17 protein-coding genes and 3 tRNA genes are annotated in these 20,055 nt (G+C 73.8%); 6 read left to right on the forward strand and 14 right to left on the reverse strand.

Features of this window, described 5'->3' with window-relative positions:
- Positions 1–21: 21 nt before the first annotated feature.
- From FGW31_RS23670 to FGW31_RS23685, 4 genes are all read right to left on the reverse strand, one after another.
- Complete coding sequence (locus FGW31_RS23670) at positions 22–1,950, reverse strand: ABC transporter ATP-binding protein (protein ID WP_142195510.1); 1,929 nt, start codon at positions 1,948–1,950, stop codon at positions 22–24.
- Positions 1,950–3,683, reverse strand: a complete 1,734-nt coding sequence (locus FGW31_RS23675) for an ABC transporter ATP-binding protein (RefSeq protein WP_142195511.1) — start codon at positions 3,681–3,683, stop codon at positions 1,950–1,952. The genes FGW31_RS23670 and FGW31_RS23675 overlap by 1 nt, the downstream gene beginning before the upstream one ends.
- 113 nt (positions 3,684–3,796) lie before the next feature.
- Positions 3,797–5,251 carry an FGGY family carbohydrate kinase gene (locus FGW31_RS23680; protein ID WP_142195512.1) on the reverse strand — a complete coding sequence of 485 codons (1,455 nt, stop codon included), beginning with the start codon at positions 5,249–5,251 and terminating at the stop codon, positions 3,797–3,799.
- Positions 5,252–5,314: 63 nt separating this feature from the next.
- On the reverse strand, positions 5,315–5,620 hold the full coding sequence (locus FGW31_RS23685) for a YtxH domain-containing protein (RefSeq protein WP_142195513.1): 306 nt from the start codon (positions 5,618–5,620) through the stop codon (positions 5,315–5,317).
- 172 nt (positions 5,621–5,792) lie between these two features.
- Here FGW31_RS23685 and FGW31_RS23690 point away from each other — a divergent pair.
- The 3 genes from FGW31_RS23690 to FGW31_RS23700 all read left to right on the forward strand — a co-directional run bounded on the left by FGW31_RS23690 (position 5,793) and on the right by FGW31_RS23700 (position 6,196).
- Positions 5,793–5,865: transfer RNA gene (locus tag FGW31_RS23690), tRNA-Asn, on the forward strand.
- A gap of 5 nt (positions 5,866–5,870) precedes the next feature.
- Positions 5,871–5,943, forward strand: a tRNA-Asn gene (locus tag FGW31_RS23695).
- A 176-nt stretch (positions 5,944–6,119) separates the two neighbouring features.
- A tRNA-Ile gene (locus tag FGW31_RS23700) sits at positions 6,120–6,196 on the forward strand.
- Between the two features lie 44 nt (positions 6,197–6,240).
- On the opposite strand, the gene FGW31_RS23705 is transcribed toward FGW31_RS23700, so the two are convergent.
- The 5 genes from FGW31_RS23705 to FGW31_RS23720 all read right to left on the reverse strand — a co-directional run bounded on the left by FGW31_RS23705 (position 6,241) and on the right by FGW31_RS23720 (position 10,636).
- Positions 6,241–6,642 (reverse strand): DUF779 domain-containing protein, encoded by a 402-nt coding sequence (locus tag FGW31_RS23705; RefSeq protein WP_142195514.1) that lies wholly within the window; start codon positions 6,640–6,642, stop codon positions 6,241–6,243.
- Positions 6,642–8,159 (reverse strand): aldehyde dehydrogenase, encoded by a 1,518-nt coding sequence (gene adh / locus FGW31_RS23710; protein ID WP_142195515.1) that lies wholly within the window; start codon positions 8,157–8,159, stop codon positions 6,642–6,644. The genes FGW31_RS23705 and adh overlap by 1 nt, the downstream gene beginning before the upstream one ends.
- Before the next feature lie 128 nt (positions 8,160–8,287).
- Positions 8,288–9,529, reverse strand: coding sequence for a GAF domain-containing protein (locus tag FGW31_RS23715; RefSeq protein ID WP_142195516.1), 1,242 nt, complete (start codon positions 9,527–9,529; stop codon positions 8,288–8,290).
- Positions 9,530–9,708: 179 nt separating this feature from the next.
- Positions 9,709–9,864, reverse strand: coding sequence for a hypothetical protein (locus FGW31_RS35100; RefSeq protein WP_167530100.1), 156 nt, complete (start codon positions 9,862–9,864; stop codon positions 9,709–9,711).
- A gap of 55 nt (positions 9,865–9,919) precedes the next feature.
- Positions 9,920–10,636, reverse strand: coding sequence for an ANTAR domain-containing protein (locus FGW31_RS23720; RefSeq protein ID WP_142195517.1), 717 nt, complete (start codon positions 10,634–10,636; stop codon positions 9,920–9,922).
- A 245-nt stretch (positions 10,637–10,881) separates the two neighbouring features.
- On the opposite strand from FGW31_RS23720, the gene FGW31_RS23725 reads away from it, so the two are divergent.
- Positions 10,882–11,238, forward strand: coding sequence for an STAS domain-containing protein (locus FGW31_RS23725; RefSeq protein ID WP_142195518.1), 357 nt, complete (start codon positions 10,882–10,884; stop codon positions 11,236–11,238).
- Positions 11,235–12,197 carry a sensor histidine kinase gene (locus tag FGW31_RS23730; protein WP_142195519.1) on the forward strand — a complete coding sequence of 321 codons (963 nt, stop codon included), beginning with the start codon at positions 11,235–11,237 and terminating at the stop codon, positions 12,195–12,197. The genes FGW31_RS23725 and FGW31_RS23730 overlap by 4 nt, the downstream gene beginning before the upstream one ends.
- Before the next feature lie 123 nt (positions 12,198–12,320).
- Here FGW31_RS23730 and FGW31_RS23735 read toward each other — a convergent pair whose 3' ends face one another.
- From FGW31_RS23735 to FGW31_RS23750, 4 genes are all read right to left on the reverse strand, one after another.
- Positions 12,321–13,358: a rod shape-determining protein gene (locus FGW31_RS23735; RefSeq protein ID WP_142195520.1), complete on the reverse strand. Its 1,038-nt coding sequence runs from the start codon at positions 13,356–13,358 to the stop codon at positions 12,321–12,323.
- Between the two features lie 148 nt (positions 13,359–13,506).
- A complete protein-coding gene (locus FGW31_RS23740) occupies positions 13,507–14,862 on the reverse strand; it encodes a carboxyl transferase domain-containing protein (RefSeq protein ID WP_142195521.1) in 1,356 nt (451 codons plus the stop codon).
- Positions 14,855–16,315, reverse strand: a complete 1,461-nt coding sequence (locus FGW31_RS23745; protein ID WP_142195522.1) for an acyl-CoA synthetase — start codon at positions 16,313–16,315, stop codon at positions 14,855–14,857. Before FGW31_RS23745 ends, FGW31_RS23740 begins: the two co-directional genes overlap by 8 nt.
- A 156-nt stretch (positions 16,316–16,471) precedes the next feature.
- A complete protein-coding gene (locus FGW31_RS23750) occupies positions 16,472–17,815 on the reverse strand; it encodes an SLC13 family permease (protein WP_142195523.1) in 1,344 nt (447 codons plus the stop codon).
- A gap of 176 nt (positions 17,816–17,991) precedes the next feature.
- On the opposite strand from FGW31_RS23750, the gene FGW31_RS23755 reads away from it, so the two are divergent.
- A complete protein-coding gene (locus FGW31_RS23755; RefSeq protein WP_142195524.1) occupies positions 17,992–18,699 on the forward strand; it encodes a FadR/GntR family transcriptional regulator in 708 nt (235 codons plus the stop codon).
- Positions 18,700–18,713: 14 nt separating this feature from the next.
- Here FGW31_RS23755 and FGW31_RS23760 read toward each other — a convergent pair whose 3' ends face one another.
- Positions 18,714–19,814, reverse strand: a complete 1,101-nt coding sequence (locus tag FGW31_RS23760; protein WP_142195525.1) for a MerR family transcriptional regulator — start codon at positions 19,812–19,814, stop codon at positions 18,714–18,716.
- Positions 19,815–20,055: the final 241 nt, after the last annotated feature.

Here is a 20,055-nt window from a genome sequence, read left to right on the forward strand (position 1 = left end):
GGGCGGCGGGGGCGAAGCGAGCTAGTCGACCTCCGCGACCGCCTGGGCGAACTGCGCCTTGTACAGGCGGGCGTACGGCCCGTCCGCCGCCAGCAGCTTCTCGTGCGCGCCCTGCTCCACGATGGCCCCGTTCTCCATCACGAGGATCGTGTCCGCGTCCCGGATCGTCGACAGCCGGTGCGCGATCACGAACGACGTACGCCCGTGCGCCAGCCGCGCCATCGCCTTCTGGATCAGCACCTCCGTCCGCGTGTCCACGGAACTCGTCGCCTCGTCCAGCACCAGGATCACCGGATCGGACAGGAACGCCCGCGCGATCGTGATCAGCTGCTTCTCACCGGCGCTGACCCCGCTGCCCTCGTCGTCGATCACCGTGTCGTACCCGTCGGGCAGCGTCCGCACGAACCGGTCCGCGTGGGCCGCCCGCGCCGCCTGCTCGATCTCCTCCCGGGTGACCTCGCGGGCCGCCCCGTACGCGATGTTCTCCGCGATGGTGCCGCCGAACAGCCAGGTGTCCTGGAGCACCATGCCGATCCCGGCCCGCAGGTCGTCCCGCGACATGCGCGCGATGTCCACCCCGTCGAGGGTGATGCGCCCGCCGGACACCTCGTAGAACCGCATCAGCAGGTTCACCAGCGTCGTCTTGCCGGCGCCGGTCGGGCCGACGACGGCCACCGTCCGGCCCGGCTCGACCGTCAGCGACAGGTCCTCGATCAGCGGCTTGTCGGGGGCGTAGCGGAACGACACCCGCTCCAGCTCCACCCGCCCGCGCAGCCGCTCCGGCCGCTCGGCCGGCTCCGGGTCGGCCTGCTGCTCCTCGGCGTCCAGCAGTTCGAAGACCCGCTCGGCGGAGGCGACGCCGGACTGCACCAGGTTCGCCATCGACGCGACCTGCGTCAGCGGCATGGAGAACTGCCGCGAGTACTGGATGAACGCCTGCACGTCACCGATGGACAGCGACCCCGACGCGACCCGCAGACCGCCGACGACCGCCACCAGCACGTAGTTGATGTTCGACACGAAGAACATCAGCGGCTGCATGATGCCGCTGTTGAACTGCGCCTTGAACCCGGCCTCGTACAGCGCCTCGTTCTCCTCGGCGAACTTCGCCGCCGACTCCTCCTGCCGCCCGAACACCTTGACCAGCGTGTGCCCGGTGTACATCTCCTCGATGTGCGCGTTGAGCGTGCCGGTGGTGCGCCACTGCTGCACGAAGTGCGGCTGCGACCGCTTGCCGACCCGCGTGGCGACGACGAACGACAGAGGCACCGTCACCAGCGCGACCAGCGCGAGGATCCAGGACACGTAGAACATCATCGCCAGCACACCGATGATGGTGAGCAGCGAGTTGATCAGCTGGCCCATCGACTGCTGGAGCGTCTGCCCGATGTTGTCGATGTCGTTGGTCGCACGGCTCAGCACCTCACCGCGCTGCCGCCGGTCGAAGTACGACAGAGGCAGCCGCGACAGCTTCTTCTGCACGTCCTCGCGCATCCGGAACACGGTGAGGTTCACGACCCGGTTCACCAGCCGGGTCGCCACCGCCATCAGCAGGCCGGCGACCACGAACACCGCCAGCGCGAACAGCAGGACGTTGCCGACGGCGGTGAAGTCGATGCCCTCGCCGGGCGTGAAGTCGGTGCCGCGGAGCATGTCGGCGACATCGCCGTCGCCCCGCTCCCGCATCGCGTCGAGCACCTGCTCCTTGCTCGCGCCCTGAGGCATCTCCCGGCCGACGATGCCCGCGAAGACCAGGTCGGTGGCGTGGCCGAGGATCTTCGGCCCGATCACGCTGAGCGCCACGCTCAGCACGACGCACGCCAACAGCCCGTAGAGGGTGAGGCGTTCGGGTCTGAACTGGGCGAGCAGCCGTTTGCTGGACCCCTTGAAGTCGATCGACCGCTGGTCGGGGCCGCCCCCGGCCATCATCCGGCCTCCTGGCCCCGCCATCAGGCCGCCTCCGCTTCCGTCAGCTGGGAGAGCACGATCTCCCGATAGGTGTCGTTGTCCGCCATGAGTTCGTGGTGCCGTCCGGTGCCGACGACCCGGCCCTCGTCCAGCACCACGATCCGGTCGGCGTCCCGGATGGTCGCCACCCGCTGCGCGACGATCACCACGGTCGCCTCGGCGGTCTCCCGCGCGAGGGCCGCCCGCAGCGCCGCGTCGGTGGCGTAGTCGAGCGCGGAGAAGGAGTCGTCGAACAGGTAGATCTCCGGGCGCTGCACCAGCGTCCGGGCGATCGCCAGGCGCTGGCGCTGACCGCCGGAGACGTTCGTCCCGCCCTGGGCGATCGGCGCGTCGAGGCCGCCCTCCAGCCGTTCCACGAAGTCCTTGCCCTGCGCCACCTCCAGCGCGTGCCACAGCTCCTCGTCGGTGGCGTCCGGATTGCCGTAGCGCAGGTTCGTCGCCACCGTCCCCGCGAACAGGTACGGCCGCTGCGGCACCAGCCCGACCGTCCTCGCCAGCAGCGCCGGCTCGATGTCCGCCACGGGCACGCCGTCGACCAGCACCTCCCCGTCGGTCGCGTCGAACAGCCGCGGCACCAGCCCGAGCAGCGTGGACTTGCCGCTGCCGGTCGACCCGATCACCGCCGTGACCTCGCCGGGCCGCGCCACCAGGTCGACGTCCCTGAGCACCGGCTCCTCGGCGCCCGGATAGCGGAAGCCCGCGCCCCGGATCTCCAGATGGCCGTGCCGGCGCAGCTCGGTCACGGGCGCGACGGGCGGCACCACGCTGGAGGAGGTGTCCAGCACCTCCTGGATGCGCTCGGCGCACACCTCCGCGCGCGGCACCATCATGAACATGAAGGTGGCCATCATCACGGACATGACGATCTGCATCAGATAGGCGAGGAACGCCGTCAGGTCACCGATCTGCATCCCGCCGCTGTCGATGCGGTGCGCGCCGAACCACACCACCGCGATCGACGACAGGTTCACCACCGTCATGACCACCGGGAACATCAGCGCCAGCAGATTGCCCGCGCCCAGCGACACGTCGGTCAGTTCGGTGTTGGACCGCCGGAACCGCCGCTGCTCGTACGTGTCCCGCACGAAGGCGCGGATGACGCGGTTGCCGGTGATCTGCTCGCGCAGCACCCGGTTCACCGTGTCCAGCCGCTCCTGCATGGTCCGGAACAGCGGACGCAGCCCGCGTACGATCAGCGTCACGCAGATGCCCAGCACCGGCACCACCGCGACCAGTACCCCGGACAGCGGGACGTCCAGCCCGAGCGCCATCACGATGCCGCCCACGCACATGATGGGCGCCGACACCATCAGGGTGAACGTCATCAGGACCAGCATCTGCACCTGCTGGACGTCGTTCGTCGTACGGGTGATCAGCGAGGGCGCGCCGAAGTGGCCCACCTCGCGGGCGGAGAACGACTGCACCCGGTCGAACACGGCGGCCCGCACGTCCCGCCCGAGCGCCGAGGCGGTCCGCGAGCCGTGGTACACGGCACCGATGTTGCACACCACCTGGGCCAGCGAGACGCCGATCATCACGGCGCCGTAGCTCAGGATGTAGCCGGTGTCCCCCTCGACGACACCGCGGTCGATGATGTCAGCGTTGAGTGTGGGCAGGTAGAGAGTGGCGCAGGTCTGCACGAACTGCAGCAGGACCAGCAGGGCGATGGGTCTCTGGTAGGGCCTGAGAAAGGCCCGCAGGAGTCGTATGAGCACGCTGAATCTCTCGGAGTGGTCGGCGGGGGCGTTGGTTGCCCGTGGCCCCTATCGTCGAACACTCCACCCGCGTTACCTCAAGCGATTTAATCCCGCCCGGGGCCTGCCCGCCATCAGACGCGGAAGGCCCCCGGATGGGTCTGCTCGCGCACCGACACGAACTGCTGCCGCACCGCCTGCCCCACCGCCAGTTCCTCGCCGGGATCGAGCACCTGCGCCACCGCGCCCTGCCAGACCGGCGGCGTCCGCGGATCCAGCGTCCCCTGCGACACCCCGAGCGCCCACGCCGCCTGCCGGGCCGCGCCGATCGCCGCGTAGTCCGCGGGCGCCGGCACCACCACCTGCGCTCCGAACAGCGAGGGCGCCGCCGCCTGCACCGCGGGCAGTTCCGCCGTCGGCCCCAGCAGAAAGACCCGGCGCACCTCCACGCCCCGGCCGCGCAGCACGTCCAGCGCGTCCGCGAGCCCGCACAGCATGCCCTCGAACGCGGCCCGCGCCAGGTGCTCCGGCTTCATCGACTCGCGCCTGAGCCCCGCCAGCGTTCCGGCGGTGTGCGGCAGGTTCGGGGTGCGCTCGCCCTCCAGGTACGGCAGCAGCACCAGCCCGTGCGCCCCCGGCGTCGACTTCATCGCCAGCTCGGACAGACCCTCCAGATCGGGCACGCCGAGCAGTTCGGCGGTCCCGCGCAGGGTGCGCACCGCGTTCAGGGTGGTGACGACGGGCAGGTGCATGCCGGTCGCGTCGGCCAGGGAGGTGATCATCCCGTGCTGGTCGACGAGCGCCTCGGGGTGCACGGCCATCACGGACCCGGACGCGCCCAGCGACACCACCGCGTCGCCCAGCCCGATGCCGAGCCCGAACGCCGCCGCCATCGTCTCGCCCGTACCGGCCGAGATCAGCAGCCCCTCGGGCGTCGTGCCCGCCGCGTCCGACGGGCCGATCACCTCGGGCAGCATCACCTGGTGGCCGAGGGCCAGTTCGACCAGATCCGGCCGGTACGCGCCGGTGGCGGCCGCCCAGTACCCGGTGCCGGAGGCGCCGCCCCGGTCGGTGGTCCGCCGCACCGGCCGGCCCAGCAACTGCCACACCAGCCAGTCGTGCGCCTGCAGCAGTACGGCCGTGCGGGCGGCGTTCTCCGGCTCGGTCCGCGCCAGCCAGCGCAGCTTGGTCACCGGCTGCGCGGCGCCCGGCACACAGCCGACGGCCTGCGCCCACGCCTCGCGCCCGCCGAGCGCGTCGACCAGATCGGCGGCCGCGACCTGGGCCCGCCTGTCACCGCCGACGATGGCGGGCCGCACCGTGTTGCCCTGCGCGTCCAGCGGCACCAGCGCGTTCTGCTGCGCGGACACCCCGATGGCCTGCACGCCCTCCAGCAGTCCGCCGCCCGCCGCCTCGCCCAGTGACAGCAGCCAGGCCTGCGGATCGACGTCGGAGGGACGGCCGCCGCCGTCGGTGCCCTGCACCGGATGCTGGGCATACCCCTGCCTGAGCACGGCTCCGGTGTCCGTGTCGCAGACGACGATGCGAGTGAAATCGGGCGCACTGTCCAGCCCGGCGACTATCCCCATGCATCAGATTTTGCCGCACGGGTCGGGCTGCCCGGGCGCCGGTGGTCCGGCGCGGAGGTGACGTCAGGTGTTGCTGGTGCCCCAGTCGTCCTCCGCCGGGCCGTGCGCGGTGCGTTCGCGCAGGGTGCGCACCCGCTGGGCGACGGAGTCGGGCATGCGGTCGCCGACCTTGTCGCTCACCGCGTGGTACGCCTTGTCCGCGAACTCGCGGCCCTGGTGGGCGGCGGTCTCCGCGGTGTTGCGGACGGCGGGGTTCTGCGTGAACTGCTGCGCGGACCTCTTCATCTGCTCGTAGCGCTCGCGCCCTGCTTTCGTGCCCAGCACGTATCCCAGGACGACTCCGGCGACGAACGTGAGCCGGTAACGCATGGCGGCCACCCTTCCCGTTCTGTTCAGGTCTGCGTAGGTATTCCGCGCCGCTGCAGCGTCGGGGAGTACCGATTGGCGGAGCACCCCCCTGCTTGCGCTAATGTATGTGTCGCAGCGAGCGCGCGCCCCCTGGCGAATACCCAGGCCGACGCTTTCGATGCAGACGAGGCATTCCTCCGTAGCTCAATTGGCAGAGCAGCCGGCTGTTAACCGGCAGGTTACTGGTTCGAGTCCAGTCGGGGGAGCTCGGTCCTCCGTAGCTCAATTGGCAGAGCAGCCGGCTGTTAACCGGCAGGTTACTGGTTCGAGTCCAGTCGGGGGAGCATGCTGAACGAGGACCCCGCAGGGGTCCTTTTTCATGTGCGCGGGAACCGTGCGGGGCTCGGCGAAGTCTCCATGGTCGCGAAGCCGTACGCAGCCGACCATCCGGAGCAGGAGATCGTATGAGCGGCTATGCTGCGGCAGACGGCGCGCACACATGTACGCGACACGCCGCTATGGGGCGGTAGCTCAGCCGGTTAGAGCAGCGGACTCATAATCCGTCGGCCGTGGGTTCGAGTCCCACCCGCCCCACCAGGCCCCCTGTGAGCGCGGGCGTGCGCGCGCCGCCCGCGCTCGTCTCAGGCGATGTCCGCCCCCGTGGGAAGCGGCGGTTCCGCCTCGATGCGCTGCCACTCGGTGTCGGTGAGCAGCCGGGAACGGATCAGGAACCGCACGCCCTCCGGCGCCTCCAGCGAGAAGCCGCTGCCGCGGCCGGGAACCACGTCCACGGTGAGGTGCGTGTGCGACCAGTACGCGTACTGGTCCGCGCTCATCCAGAACGGGGTGTCGCCGGCCACGTGGCCGAGCAGGACGTCCGAGGCGCCGACGCGGAACTCGCCGCGCGGGTAGCACATCGGGGCGCTGCCGTCGCAGCAGCCGCCGGACTGGTGGAACATCACCGGCCCGTGCAGCCCGGCCAGCCGCCGCACCAGGTCCTCGGCGGCCGGGGTCAGCTCGACGCGCCTGGTGCGGGCCGTCATCAGAAGAACCCGAGCTTCTGGCCGGAGTAGCTCACCAGCAGGTTCTTCGTCTGCTGGTAGTGGTCCAGCATCATCTTGTGGTTCTCGCGGCCGATGCCGGACTTCTTGTAGCCGCCGAACGCCGCGTGCGCCGGGTAGGCGTGGTAGCAGTTGGTCCACACGCGGCCCGCCTTGATCTCGCGGCCCATCCGGTAGGCGGTGTTCCCGTCCCGCGTCCACACGCCCGCCCCGAGGCCGTACAGCGTGTCGTTGGCGATCTTCAGGGCCTCGTCGACCGAGTCGTACGTCGTCACCGACACCACCGGGCCGAAGATCTCCTCCTGGAAGATCCGCATCTCGTTGTCGCCGCGGAAGACGGTCGGCTGGATGTAGTAGCCGCCCCCCAGGCCGGGCACCGTGCGGCGGTCGCCGCCGGTCAGCAGCTGCGCGCCCTCCTGCTTGCCGATGTCGATGTAGGACAGGATCTTCTCGAACTGGTCGTTGCTCGCCTGCGCGCCGATCATGGTGGCCGGATCCAGCGGGTCGCCGCCCACGATGGCCTCGGTGCGCTCGATGCAGCGAGCCATGAAGGCGTCGTAGATCGAGGAGTGGATCAGGGCGCGGGACGGGCAGGTGCACACCTCGCCCTGATTCAGCGCGAACATCACGAAGCCCTCGACCGCCTTGTCCAGGTAGTCGTCGTCGGCGGCCATCACGTCGGGCAGGAAGATGTTCGGGCTCTTGCCGCCCAGTTCCAGCGTGACGGGCACGATGTTCTCGCTGGCGTACTGCATGATCAGACGGCCCGTGGTGGTCTCGCCGGTGAACGCCACCTTCGCGACCCGGGAGTTGGACGCGAGCGGCTTGCCCGCCTCCACGCCGAAGCCGTTGACGACGTTCAGCACGCCCGGCGGGAGCAGGTCGGCGATCAGCTCCACCACGTAGAGCAGGCTGGCGGGCGTCTGCTCGGCCGGCTTGATGACCACGCAGTTCCCGGCGGCCAGCGCGGGCGCCAGCTTCCAGGCGGCCATCAGGATCGGGAAGTTCCACGGGATGATCTGGCCGACCACGCCGAGCGGTTCGTGGAAGTGGTACGCGACGGTGTCCGCGTCGATCTCCGCGATGCTGCCCTCCTGCGCGCGCACCACTCCGGCGAAGTACCGGAAGTGGTCCACGGCCAGCGGGATGTCGGCGGCCAGCGTCTCGCGTACCGGCTTGCCGTTCTCCCACGTCTCGGCGACGGCGATCCTCTCCAGGTTCTCCTCGATGCGGTCCGCGATCCGGTTGAGGATGTTCGCCCGTTGAGTGGTGGACGTGCGGCCCCAGCGCGGCGCGGCCGCGTGCGCGGCGTCCAGCGCGAGTTCCACGTCCGCGGCGGAGGAACGGGCCACCTCGCAGAACACCTTGCCGGTGACCGGCGTCGGGTTCTCGAAGTACCGGCCCTCGACGGGGGCGACCCACTCGCCGCCGATGAAGTTGTCGTAGCGGGCGGCGAATTCGACGATGCTTCCGTCGGTTCCGGGCTGGGCGTACACCATGCGGCTCTCCTCGGTCGGTGGCGGAGTGCGGTGCTTGCGACGGCTCCCGCGCCGTCGTGCTGTGCCGCACTGTGGCCCGGGGAGGTTGGTGCGAGGTTGGCGCCGTACGCCCGTGAGCCCGAACGGGGTCAGTCGCGCAGGGCGGTGGCGAGCCGGCCGGCCGCGACGGCGCGGCGCGGATCGCCCGCGTCGAGCAGGCGCAGCGCGTGCTCGTGCACCTCGGCGTCGTACGGGGCGCGTTCGCCGAGGCGCAGGGCGTGCTCCGGGCGGCCGCTCGCCAGGACCGCCTCCCGCACGGCCACCTCCAGGAAGGTGCGCCACGCCTCGATGCCCGGGGCCACCGACCGGGGCAGCAGCGGGCCGCGGTACAGGTCCAGCGCGGTGTCCGCGTCCCCGCTCTCCAGCGCCCGCAGCACGTCCGCGGCGTCGCAGGACACGGGCGCGGTCAGCGCGTAGCGGCGGGTGGTGACACCGCCGTCCAGGGCGCGGCGCAGATGGGAGATCTCCGCCTTGAACGTGGACGCGGTGACCGGCCGGTCGCCGTACAGGGCCGTGCGGAGCCGCTCGGGCGGGAAGCCGTCGGGTTCCAGCGCGAGCAGGGTGAGGATCTCCAGCTGGCGCGGGCGCAGGACGAGGGGGACACCGCCCTCGCGGACGGCCTGCTCCGATCCCAGGCAGGTGAGGCGCACCGGTGCCGGTGCGCGAGGGGCCCGGCGCGGGGCCTCGGCGCGCAGCCGGGCCTCGATGGTGGCGGCCAGCGACCGCACCGTGGACATGGCCAGCGGATGGGACCGGTCCCAGGTGGTGGACATGTCCAGCACACCGAGCAGGCGCCCGTCGGGGCCGTGGACGGGCGCGCAGTAGCAGACCCAGCCGTGCAGGGCCGTCACCAGGTGCTCCGCCGAGAAGACGGAACTGGGCCGGCCGGTGCGCAGCGCGAGGGACAGGGCGTTGGTGCCCATGGCCGGTTCGTCCCAGCGGCCGCCGGGCGCGAAGTTCACGCGCTCGGCCCGCCGGCGCATGGTGCGGCCGCCGCACGTCCACAGGATGGTGCCGGACTCGTCGGTGACCGCGGTGACGAAGCCCGCGTCCTCGGCGATGCTGCGCAGCTCCTCGGCGAGCCCGTCGACCGGGCGGCGCAGCGGCGAGGCGTTCCAGCGGTGGCGCACGGCGTCGCCGTCGGCGGCGGGCGCGCTGTCCTGCGTCGGGTCGACGCTGCTCAGCGAGCGCACCCAGGACTCGGCCACGTCGTCGCGCAGCGCCGCGACACCGCTCGGTCTCGGTCCGGCAGCCCGCATCCTCGGTACCCAGCGGGACCACGCGTCCTCCAGGGTGGCCCTGCGCCGCCTCAGGTCGCTGCTGCCTGCCATGTGCTCCCCTGCCGTCGAACGGGGACAACCGACTCTTGTCCGTAGACCGGCCTGCACACAGAGTTATCGGCCAACCGGGCGGCAAAAGCAAGGTTCCGGACGGCAGAACGAGGTGCCCGGGCGGCCACGGCAGGGTTACCGGGCGGCTGCCGGCCGGTCCCGTGCGGGGCTCGGGTGCCTCAGCCGCCGCCGGCGTCGTCGTCCGCCGCCGTGGGGGCGTCCGCCGGGTCGCGTTCGCCCTCGGCCTGGGACGGGGTCGTGTGCGGTACGTCCGGGGTGGTCCACTCGTCGTCGTCCCGGTCGCCCTCGGCCTGGGACGGAGTGTGCTCGCTCATCGTGCCTCCTCCTGAACGCGGGCCCGTGCCCGCCGGGTACCCCGGGGTGCCGGGATCACCGCGCGGCGCGGCGGGCGAGCGCCCGGGACAGGGCGGTGCGCACCTCGGGCGGCGGGGGAGTGCCCTCGGCGGCCGCGCCGGCGGTCACGGCGGCGGCGACCTCGCGGAGTTTGGTGTTGGACAGCTGCGAGGCCTCCCGGAGGATGTGCCAGGCCTCGTCCGAGGAGCAGCCGTGGGTGGCCATCAGGATGCCGCGGGCCTGGTCGATGACCGGGCGGGAGGCGATCGCCTGCCGCAGCTGCTCGACCTCCTCCTGGAGCAGCCGCAGCCGCTCCTGCCGTTCCAGCGCCACCGCCGAGGAGGCCGGCTCCGGCCCGCCGCCCCGCTCCGGCCCGCCGCCAGGTCGCGGCCCGCCGCCCGGCTCCGGCGGGCGCAGCGGATCCGCGGTGTCCAGGCCGGCGAGCTCCAGGATGCGGCGCGGCTGGCCGTTCCACCGGGTGGCCGTGACCCGGACCTGCCGCCGGCGGGCGTGGTCGCGCAGCACCTCGAGGAAGTCCAGGCCCGCCGAGTCCATGAAGTGCACACCGCTCATGTCCAGGTCGACCCGGGCCACACCGGCGGGCAGCCGTGCCAGCCGCTCGGCCAGGGCGTCCGCGCACCCGCGGACCAGCTCGCCGCGCGGCACGAGAAGCGCCCGGTCCGCGTCCGTACGACCGTCGATGACCAAGGGGGTCGGCCTTCCCGGGAGGGGCCACGATGCCGCGGAGGTCATGTCACCGCCTTGTCGGTGCTCGGGGTGGACGGAGCTTCGGGGGAAGCGGGAAAACGTTCGGTGGACGCGGTCGGATCCGTGCGGGAAGAACCGAGCCGTGCCACCGCCCCCACCGGAGAGGTAGGCTGCGCACGGTCCCGGCCGCGCTGCGGGTGCGCCTGCCCGCCCTGCGGCGTACTACACACGCAGCCGGGGAATGGCCGGGAACCGACGGGGTACGTGCGACCCCGGGAGTGAGGAGACGGGTGTCGGACTCTCGGCAGCGGACGCCGGACGGGCCCGAGGGCCCGCGGCCGATTCTGACGGTGCGCCCGCTGGAAGGGTGCGGGGGTGTCCGCGCGGCCGGAGAGGTCGGCCTGGGCACCCACATGATCTGGGAGCGCGTGCTGGAGCAGGCGGTGCGCGGAGGTGAGACCGTGTACTACCTGGAGCTGTCCGAGGTGACGTTCGTCGACGTCGCCGGCGCGGGAGCGCTCGTGGCCGCCGCCGAGCGGCTCGGGGACGGACGCCGGTTCGTGGTGCGCCGTCCGCCGCCGGGCCTGCGCCGGGTGCTGGAGATGCTCTGGCCCGACCAGCCGGGGGTCGAGGTGTCGACGACATGACCACCTCGGCCGGACCCGTGACCACCGCCCACGACCCGTTCGTCCACCCCGCGCTCTTCTACCGGGACGAGCAGGAGTACCTGGACGGCACCGTCTCCTTCGTCCGTGAGGGCCTCGCGGCCGGGGAGCCCGTCGCGGTCGCCGTGCCCGGCGAGCGGCTGCGGCTGATCGGGGACGCGCTGGGCGGCGACGCCGCACACGTCCGGCTCCTCGACATGCGGGAGGCCGGCCGCAACCCCGGCCGGATCATCCCCGGCGTGCTGCGCGCCTTCGCCGACAGCCACCCCGCCGGCCAGCGGGTACGGATCATCGGCGAACCCATCTGGGCCGGCCGCACCGAGACCGAGTACCCGGCCTGCGTCCAGCACGAGGCGCTGATCAACGCCGCCTTCCGGGGCCGTGCGGTGACCATCCTGTGCCCCTACGACGCCGTACGGCTGCCCGGTCCCGTCCTCGACGACGCGTACGCCACCCACCCGACCGTCATCCCCGCCGGATCCCGCGCGGTGCGGGACAGCGCGGCGTACGCCCCCGACGCGGTCGTCTCCCGCTACAACGAGCCGCTGCCGCCGGTGGCGGACGCGATGACCTTCCCGTTCGTCGCCGAGTCGCTGACGGCGGCCCGGCACGCGGCGACCGACGAGGGACGGCGGCTCGGCCTCACCGGCGTCACCCTGGAGGACCTGGCCCTGGCCACGGCCGAGCTGACCACCAACAGCGTGCTGCACGGCGGCGGTTCGGGCGTGCTGCGGATCTGGGCCGAGGACGGCCATGTGCTGTGCGACGTCCGCGACGGTGGCCGGCTCACCGACCCGCTCGCCGGCCGCAGGCCCGCGGCCGGCGGCCGGCGCGGCGGGCGCGGGCTGCTGCTGGTCAACCTGATCGCCGACCTGGTGCGCGTGCACACCGGGGACGACGGCACGACGATCAGGTGCTGGTTCCCGCGCCGCCGGCCCTGAGCGGCAGCGCTCCCCGCAGGCCTTCAGCGGTACGCGCCGCCCTGCGTTCGGAGGTCGGACGCGCGGGGCGGTCGGGCGTGGCACCGGGCCGGGGGCGTGCCCGTCGTCGGGTGGGTGCGGTGCTCAGGCGCCCAGGGGGTTCAGGACGATCGGGGCGATCCTGCCCTCCAGCATCTCGCCCAGCCCCTGCACGGCGCACACGTCCGGCCGTTCGGCGATGTGCACGGGCATGCCCGTCGCCTGACGCAGCATCTGGTCCAGGCCCGGCAGCAGGGCGCTCCCGCCGACCATCATGATCCCGCGGTCGGCGAGGTCGGCGACCAGGTCGGGCGGGCACCCGCGCAGCACCTTGCCGATGCCGTCCAGGACGGCGGTGAGCGGCGTCTGGATGGCCTGCCGCACCGCCTCCGTGTCGACCCGCACGGAACGGGCCAGACCGGTGGCGACGTCCCGGCCGTGGATCTCCGTCGACTCCGGGCCCTCGGGGGTGAGCCCGTTGCCGTGCAGGGCGAGCTGGAGGGGCCGTACCGACTGGCTCGGCAGCATCAGCTCGTGCTGGTGGCGCAGGTGCTGCACGATCGCGTTGTCCACGGCCTCGCCGCCCACGGGGATGCGTTCCGCCGTCACGATCGACCCCAGGGAGAGCACGGCCACCTGCGTGGCCGCCGCCCCGCACACCATGATCATGGTCGCTTCGGGCTGCTCCACCGGCAGGCCGCAGCCGACGGCGGCGGCGATGAGCGTGTCGACCAGCTCCACCCGGCGGGCGCCCAGACCCACCAGGGTCTCGATCGCGGCGCGCTGCGCGAGCGGGTCGGCGTCGTGCGGGGTGCAGGCCGCGGCCCGCAGCCGGGGCTTGCGGCGCAGGGTGCGGCGGATCCGGTCGCCGAGCAGCTGCCGCAGCATGCGCTGCGCCATCTCGATGTCGACCACCGTGCCGCCGGACACCGGCCGCACCACGCGGATGTAGTCCGGTGTACGGCCCGTCATCTTCTCCGCCAGCTCACCGACCGCGATCAGCGCGCCGGTGCGCGTGTTCACGGCGGCGACGGACGGCTGGTCGACGACGAGCCCGGCGCCCTTGACGTACACCCGGGTGCGGGCCGCGCCCAGGTCGACGGCGAAGTGGCAGCGGCGCAGCTGCTCCAGACTTGCGGTCACGGCAGTTCCTCCCGAGTGCGCGCCCTGGGGCCCGCCGGGCGGCGGACCTCTCAGGCATCGTGCGCGCCGGGCCGCGGCCCCGCCTTTCCTGGGGGGCCGGGTGGGGGGCCGCCGAACGGGCGGCAGCCCACCCGGGCCGGGGTGCTCCTCACCCGGGCGGAGCCCCGGCGCCCGCCGGCCCGACGACGCCCCGGACCACGCCGAGCGCCACCAGGTCCTGCGGACGGACGCGGAGTTGGTCCGCCGTCGTCCGAACCGCGTCCGGCGGGCGCTTGAGGATGGCCGCCGCGAGTTCCGGTGCGATCACCGAGAAGTAGCTGTCCGGAGTGACCCAGGTGTTGCCGGGGGCCGCCAGGGCCAGCGCGCCGCCCGAGCCGCCCTCGCCGACGACCAGCGTGGTGACCGGTGTGCGGGCGGCGGCGACGGCACCGAACAGGTCGGCGATGGCGGCGCCCACGCCCTGCCGTTCCGCCTCCGCGTCGTTCGCCGCGCCCGGCGTGTCCACCAGCGTCAGCACCGGGATGCCGAGCCGGTCGGCGAGCCGCACCAGCCGGGCGGCGGTGCGGTAGCCGGCGGGACGGGTGGCCGTCCCGGTCTGCGCCGCGTAGGCGACCGTACGGCCCTCGTGCTCGCCGAAGCCGCACAGCATGCCGTCCGGGTCGGTGCCGCCGCAGCGGTCGCCGCTGAGCGTGACGCGGTCGGTGAAGTAGGCGTCCAGGTAGGCGGCGGCGCGCGGGCGTTCCGGCGCGCGGGCGCGGCGGACCGCGTCCGAGCCGGCGGCCGGCGGACCGGCCGCGCCCAGCGCGTGCGGCGGTGGGGCCGGCGCGGTGGCGGGGCGGGTCAGCAGCCGCAGCCAGCGGCCCAGGGTCTCCCGCAGGTCCTCCGGCCGCACCAGCGTGTCCGCCGCGCCCGCCGCCACCTGCGCCCGCGCCGTGTACGCCGCCGGGTCGGCGTCCGCGGGCCGCACCCGTGAACCGGCGAACCCGACCTGCGCGTCCGGCAGCGCCAGCACCACGTCGGCGCCCGCGCCCAGGGTGGCCCAGCCGCCGCCGGTCGTCGGATCGCGCACCACCGCGATCTGCGGCAGCCCGGCCTGCCGGGTGAGCGCCGACTCCCGCGCGACCCGCTGGAGCTGGGTGAGCGCGAGCATGCCCTCCTGCATCCGGCTGCCGCCGGTGGCGACCAGCGGCACCACCGGCAGCCGGTGGGCGCGGGCATGGACGTACGCCGCCTCCAGCCGGTCGCCGGTGCGCTCGCCGAGGGAACCGCCGAGGAAGCCGAACTCGAACGCGACGACGACGGCCCGGGTGCCCTCGACGACCGCCGTGCCGCAGATCACCGACTCCCGCTCGCCGGTGCGTTCGGCGGCGCGGGCGCGGGCGGCGTCGTAGCCGGGCCAGCCGAGCGGGCCGTCCGGGGCCGATGGGCGTTCCGGGTACGGCAGTTCGGTGAAGTCGTCGGTGACGACGGCGATCGCCGCGCGGGCGGAGAGGCGGTCAGCCACGGTGCAGCGCCCGCTTCATGATCTTGCCCATGTCGTTGCGCGGCAGCGCGTCGAGGTGGTGGACGACGCGCGGCCGCTTGTGCGGGGCCAGGCGCCCGGCGACATGGTCGGCCAACGCCTCCGGCGTCGGCGGGGACTGCGGGTCCGCCGGCACCACCCACGCCACGATCCGCTCGCCCAGATCCGCGTCCGGCTCCCCGGTGACCGCGGCCTCCCGCACCCCCGGGTGCTCCAGCAGCGCGTTCTCGATCTCACCCGCGCCGATCTTGTAACCGCCGCTCTTGATCAGGTCGGTGGCCTTGCGGCCGACGATGCGGACGTAGCCGTCGGGGTCGCGCACCGCCATGTCGCCGGTGCGGAACCAGCCGTCCGCGGTGAACGCCTCGGCCGTGGCGTCCGGCCGGTTGAGGTACTCGGTGAACAGGTTCGGCCCGCGCACCTGGATCTCGCCGACCGTCTCGCCGTCGTACGCGGCGACCGGGGAGCCGTCCTCCTCCACCAGCCGCAGTTCGACGCCGGGCAGCGGTACGCCCACCGTGCCCGGGCGGGCCTCGCCGTCCGCGCGGACGCTGGTGTTCATCAGCGTCTCCGTCATGCCGTACCGCTCGATGACGCGGCGGCCGGTCGCCGCCGCGATCCGCTCGTGGTCGTGCACGGGCAGCGCGGCGGAACCCGACACCAGCAGCCTGGCCCCGGCCAGCGCCTTGGCCAGGTCCGGCGCGCCGGGCAGGGCCTCCGCGACCCGGTGGTACATCGTCGGCACGCCGAACAGCATGGTCGCGCCGTCGTTCAGCTCCCGCGCCACGCCCTCGGTGGTGAACCTGCCGAGGTGGCGCACGGATCCGCCGCGGCGCAGCGGGCCGAGGGTGCCGAGGACGAGGCCGTGCACGTGGAACAGCGGCAGCCCGTGCACCAGCACGTCGTCGCCGGTCCACTGCCAGGCGTCGGCGAGCGCGTCGAGGGTCGCGGCGATCGCGCGGCGGGGGACGACGGCACCCTTGGGCGGGCCGGTGGTGCCGGAGGTGTACACGATCAGCGCCGGGTGGGCGTCGTCCAGGTCCCGGTCGTCGGGCAGCGCGCCCGGGGCCCGGACCGCCGGGTCCACGTCGATGCGCGGCAGGCCGGCGAGCGGGGCGGGCAGGTCGGTGCCGGGCGCGGTGAGGACCAGGCCGGGGGCGCTGTCGGAGAGGATGTGGCCGAGTTCCTTCTCGCCCGACCGCGGGTTGAGCGGCACCACGGTGACCCCGGCGAGCAGTGCCGCGGTCACCGCGACGGCGGTCTCCAGCGACGGCGCGGCCCACACGGCGACCCGCCGCGCCCCCGCGAGGTCCCCGGCGACCGCGCCGGCCGCCGCGGCGAGGTCCCCGTACGTCAGTGCGCGCTCGCCGAAGCGCAGGGCGGGCCGGTCGGCGGCCGCCGGGCCGGCGGTCAGGGCGGGGAAGAGAGAGGACACGCGTCGTACTCCTTAACCAGCTGTTGTTCGGAAGCGGTCGGGTGCTCGGGTGTTCGGGTGCTCGTGGGCCGGTGCGCGGGTGCGGGCCCCGGGCCGGCCGTGTGCGGGCCGTGTGCGGGCCCGGACCAGGTGCTCGGGTCCCGGGTTCAGGGTGGCCTACCCCCAGCCGGGCACGACCATCACCAGCCACGCCACCGCCGGGACCGCCGCGACCACGATCCCCCCGTACGCCATCAGCTGCCGGAAGAACCGTTCGCGGTCGACGTCCGGCGCGGCGGCCAGGACGAGCGCGCCATTGGTGGAGAACGGGCTGACGTCCACCACCGTCGCCGACACCGCGAGCGCGGCCACCATCCCGACCGCCCCGATCTCCCCCTGGGCGAGGAACGGCACGGCCAGCGGGATCAGCGCGCCCATGATGCCGACGGAGGAGGCGAACGCCGACACGATCGCGCCGATGTAGCAGAGCAGCACCGCGGCGAGCAGCGGGACGCCGATGCCGCCGACGCCCTCACCGGCCCAGGTGATGGTGCCCATCTCGTCCAGCACGCCGACGTAGGTCAGGACGCCGCAGATCAGCAGGACCGTGGGCCAGGCGATCTGGCCGACCGCCGTGCGGCTGTCGTCCGGCCAGACGGTGCTGAGCACGACGGCGAGGGTGATCGCGGTGAGTCCGGCGTCCAGGTCGAAGCCGAGGACGGCGACGACGAGCGCGACCAGGGAGACCAGGGTGGCGACGACGGGCGCGGTGAGCGGGACGGCGGCGGGGGCGTCGGGGCGGGTGGCCACGGCGGCGGGGGCGGAGGCCGTACCGGTGCCGCCGCCGCTGCCCGCACCCGAGGTGACGGAACCGCCGCCGGCGCCCGCGCTCCCGCTGTCGTCCACGGCCCCCTGGCTCCACAGCCGCACCCCGCCGCAGGCGACGAACACCACGGCGGCGATGAGGAGGTTCGCCAGCAGGGAGGCGAGGAACAGGGTGATCTCGCTGCCGGGCAGCTTCTCGCGCTCCACGATGCCGTTGACGATGGAGCCGTAGATGCTGATCGGCGAGAAGCCGCCGGCCTGGGCGCCGTGCACCACCATCGCCCCCATCAGCAGCGGGCTGATCCGGTACCGGGCGGCGAAGCTCAGCGCGATCGGCGCGACGATGGCGACCGCGGCCGGGCTGACCGCGCCGATCGCCGTGAGCGCGCCGGTGAGGGCGAACATCACCCAGGGGATCAGCGCCACCCGGCCCCGCACCAGCCGGACGGCGGCGTGCACCAGCCAGTCGGTGGTGCCGTTGGCGCGGGCGATGGCGAAGAGGTACGTCACGCCGACCAGGACGACGAACAGGTCGCCGGGGAAACCGGCGAAGACGCCGTCCGCGTCGAGGCCGGCGACGAGCGTGCCGACCCCGAAGGCGGCGGCGAAGGCCAGCGCGCCCATGTTGACGGAGCGGGTGGTGGCGATGACGAACACCACCGCCAGGACGAGGATCGAGACGAGTTCGGGGGACATGCGGGCTCCCGAGTGGATGAGTGGCTGAACCACTTTTCCACTGGAGTGGCGTGGTCCGTTTGGCTGGACAGCGTGGGCCCCGGGGAAGGGCCCGTCAAGGGGTCGCGCATGAATTGGCTCAGCCACTCGTCCACTGTTCCGGCCCGGTGCTAGTCTCCCGACGAGAGGGGGACCCCGTGACCGACGCCCTGCGTCCGATGCCCAGACAGCGCCTGTACGAACAGGTACTGGACCGGCTGCGCCAGTACGTCACCGAGGGCGGCCTGCGGGCCGGCGACCGCCTCCCGCCCGAACGGGACCTCGCCCAGCGGCTCGGCGTCAGCCGCGCCTCGGTGAAGCAGGCCATCGTGGTCCTGGAGGTCCAGGGCCTGGTCGAGGCGCGCCACGGCGGCGGCACCTACCTCGTACGCGACAGCCTCGACGTCGAACCGGTCGAACGGCTGGTGGAACGCCGCCGGCGCCTGCCCGACGTACTGGAGGCCCGGGAGGCGCTGGAGACGAAGCTCGCCGAACTGGCCGCCGAACGCCGCACGGACGAGGACCTCGCCGCGCTGCGCTCGGCCCTCGCGCACATGGCCGACGAGATCGAGGCGGGCGGCCACGGCGTGGAGGGCGACCGCCTGTTCCACGCCGCGGTGACGGCGGCCGCCCACAGCGCTCTGCTCGCGGAGTTCATGCGGTCCATCAGCGAGCAGATCGCCGAGAGCCGCACCGAGTCCCTGCGCCAGCCCGGCCGCCCGCACCGCTCCCTGGCCCAGCATCAGGCCATCCTCGACGCCGTCGCCGCCGGCGAGCCCCGCCGGGCGGCCGCCGCGATGCGCCGCCACGTCCGCACGGTCGCCAAGGTCCGCCTGCTGGACTGGGATCCGGAGGCCGAGCGCTGACCGCCTCCTGACGGTCAGGCCGCCGCGTCCGCCGCGTCCGCCGCGTCCACCACGTACGCCACCGCACAGGCGACGTTGTCCGGACCGCCGGCCTCGTCGGCCGCGCCGATCAGCGCCCCGACCGCCTCGGCCGGGCCGGCCGAGGCGACGAGCAGACGCCGCACGTCGGCGTCCGGGACCGCGCGCGGCAGGCCGTCGGAGCACAGCAGCCAGCGGTCGCCCGCGCGGACGTCGTGCAGGCGGAGGTCGGGCGCGGCCGTCGCCTCCGCGCCGGTGAGGGCCTTCAGCAGCAGGGTGCGCTGCGGATGCGAGGCCGCCTCCTCCTCGGTCAGCCGGCCCTCGTCCACCAGCGACTGCACCACCGTGTGGTCGTGCGTGACCCGGAACAGCTCGCCCCCGCGCAGCAGGTACGCCCGCGAGTCCCCGATGTGGACCAGCGCCAGCCGCGATCCCGTCCACAGCGCGGCGGTCAGCGTGGTGCCGGCCTCCTCGGCGCCGGCGGCCACGTCCCGCACGGCCCGCGCCGCGCCGCGCACCGCGTCCTCCAGCAGGTTCAGCACCCCGCCCGCCGGGACCTCCCGCGTCTCCAGGCGGCGCAGCGCCGCCACCGCCGCGCCGGCGGCCGGTCCGCCCGCGGGACCGAAGCCGTCGGCCACGGCCAGCAGCCGCCGGCCCGCGTACGCCGCGTCCTGGTTGGCCGTGCGGACCCGGCCCCGGTCGGAGTGGGCGTGGTACCGCAGTTCGAGTGTGCCGGTGCTCATGGTGGTGTCCCTTCTCGACACGTCCGTCAGGTGATCGACCAGGAACGCGGCCAGGTCCCGCCGTACCACCGTGTCCGCCTCCACCCGGGCCCAGTACGCCCGGACCTCCACGGCGGCGGCGTCGGCGCCGAGCGCGCACACCCGGCGGATCTGCGCCAGCGGCATGCCCAGCCGCCGCAGCCACGCCACCAGCCGGGCCCGCTCCAACTGCCCGGCCGTGTAGTACCGGTAGCCGGTGTCCGGGTCCACGCGGGCGGGCCGCAGCAGGTCCAGCTCGTCGTACAGCCGCAGCGCCTTCGGCGACAGCCCGCACGCCCGCGCGAACGCACCGATCGTCAGCATCTCCCCGGCCATGGGCCTCCCCCGCTCCGTCCGTCCCGCCGTGCCGCGTTCCGCCACCGATCCTGGGGCTTGCCCGAAGGGGAAGGTCAAGCGGCTGCCGGCGCCCGCTCCGGTCCCGTCCGGCGGCGGTGACCGGGCAGCGCCGGGCGCCCCGCGGTGGCGCTGGTCCGCATCGTCGGCCGGCCGACCGCCCGCCCGACCGGCCGACCGGCCGACCGGCCGCCAGGCCGCCAGGCCGGCCAGTCGGCGCGGA

The sequence above is a fragment of the Streptomyces calvus genome, assembly GCF_006782915.1.
Lineage (GTDB): Bacteria > Actinomycetota > Actinomycetes > Streptomycetales > Streptomycetaceae > Streptomyces > Streptomyces calvus.

Bases quoted from the DNA above. Each gene is read 5' to 3' on its own strand.
- FGW31_RS23720 (WP_142195517.1), bottom strand. From the start codon at position 10,636: ATGACCTCCGCGGCATCGTGGCCCCTCCCGGGAAGGCCGACCCCCTTG.
- adh (WP_142195515.1), bottom strand. From the start codon at position 8,159: ATGGTGTACGCCCAGCCCGGAACCGACGGAAGCATCGTCGAATTCGCC.
- FGW31_RS23730 (WP_142195519.1), top strand. From the start codon at position 11,235: ATGACCACCTCGGCCGGACCCGTGACCACCGCCCACGACCCGTTCGTC.
- FGW31_RS23680 (WP_142195512.1), bottom strand. From the start codon at position 5,251: ATGGGGATAGTCGCCGGGCTGGACAGTGCGCCCGATTTCACTCGCATC.
- FGW31_RS23715 (WP_142195516.1), bottom strand. From the start codon at position 9,529: ATGGCAGGCAGCAGCGACCTGAGGCGGCGCAGGGCCACCCTGGAGGAC.
- FGW31_RS23705 (WP_142195514.1), bottom strand. From the start codon at position 6,642: ATGACGGCCCGCACCAGGCGCGTCGAGCTGACCCCGGCCGCCGAGGAC.
- FGW31_RS23685 (WP_142195513.1), bottom strand. From the start codon at position 5,620: ATGCGTTACCGGCTCACGTTCGTCGCCGGAGTCGTCCTGGGATACGTG.
- FGW31_RS23760 (WP_142195525.1), bottom strand. From the start codon at position 19,814: ATGGCCGGGGAGATGCTGACGATCGGTGCGTTCGCGCGGGCGTGCGGG.
- FGW31_RS35100 (WP_167530100.1), bottom strand. From the start codon at position 9,864: ATGAGCGAGCACACTCCGTCCCAGGCCGAGGGCGACCGGGACGACGAC.
- FGW31_RS23750 (WP_142195523.1), bottom strand. From the start codon at position 17,815: ATGTCCCCCGAACTCGTCTCGATCCTCGTCCTGGCGGTGGTGTTCGTC.
- FGW31_RS23670 (WP_142195510.1), bottom strand. From the start codon at position 1,950: ATGGCGGGGCCAGGAGGCCGGATGATGGCCGGGGGCGGCCCCGACCAG.